This is a genomic window from Terriglobus sp. YAF25 (genome assembly GCF_052113305.1).
Lineage (GTDB): Bacteria > Acidobacteriota > Terriglobia > Terriglobales > Acidobacteriaceae > Terriglobus.
The window spans coordinates 1-1121 of the sequence record NZ_JBFRCY010001033.1; the positions used below are offsets into that span (position 1 = coordinate 1).

Below are 1121 nucleotides of genomic sequence, written 5' to 3' on the forward strand. Positions count from 1 at the left end.
CTGCAACAGCGGCACCCGCCCTGGCTAGTCCCAAAGCGATTCCGCGACCGAGACCACCGTTACCGCCGGTAACGACAGCCACTTTGCCCTTTAAATCAAACAGCTCGCCATTCGACATCACAACCTCCATTGCAAGTCCGGAAGATCAGTTCCGCCTCATAACTATGTGTGAACAGACTGATCCTACTCCGAGCCGCCGACCTTAAAGCCTCAGCCAAAGGACTGGAAAAATCTGGCCGGCCGTATTAAGTACCGGGAAGTCGGCTTTTCGTCAGCAATCTTCGGATCTTAGGAGTGTGCTTCAAGCGCTTGGACGAATGCTAATCCGGTACAAGGAACAAGACTGATCTCCTGGTTCTGTTCCGTCAAGGAAGGGTAAGCGAATTAATTCCGCTCCTTGCGTTGCAGCAGTTCATCAGATCCTGTGAGCCAAATCAGTACATTAGAGCGTTTTCCCTGTTCCTGGGTATTCCGAAAGGGGCTTGCAGTGGCGTTTTCATTGCGGAAAACGCCCATAGATGCGGAAGCCCTACACACTGCACCTACAGGAAAAATTCTCCAGGCAACGTGGCACTTGATTCAGGCTGAAGGACCGGGACGATCAATATGAACGCTATTTGTGGAAAGAAGGTCGCCATTGTCGGCGGAGGACCAGGCGGCCTTACCCTCGCACGGCTGCTACAGCAAAGCGGTGCGCGGGTGTCAGTGTACGAGCGTGACCAAAGCCGCAGTGCACGAGTCCAGGGCAGCGCGTTGGACCTCCACGAAGACTCTGGACTGGCAGCGCTGGAAGCCGCCGGCCTGACAGACGCCTTCTGGGCGAACCATCGACCAGACCTCAACAACCTTCGCCTTACCGATGAAAACGGTACGGTTCTTCACGATCACTCTCGCCGGATGTCCGGTCCGGGGAAACGTCCTGAGATCGAACGTGGTCCTCTGCGCGATCTTCTGCTCGACTCGCTTGAGCCTGATACGGTGCAGTGGGACTGCAAGCTGGACTCTTCAGAGATTCAGGGCGAGCAGGTCTTGTTACGCTTCGCAGGCGGAAAGACAGCACTGGCCGACATCGCCATCGGTGGCGACGGAGCAAACTCCCGCTTGCGTGAGCTGGTCACTCC

General features: G+C 56.1%; 1 protein-coding gene. It reads left to right on the top strand.

All coding sequences use genetic code 11. The features are described 5' to 3' along the window. Positions 1-606: 606 nt before the first annotated feature. Positions 607-1121, top strand: a 515-nt coding sequence (locus AB4043_RS26325) for an FAD-dependent oxidoreductase (RefSeq protein WP_442308631.1), incomplete at its 3' end; no start/stop codon positions are given.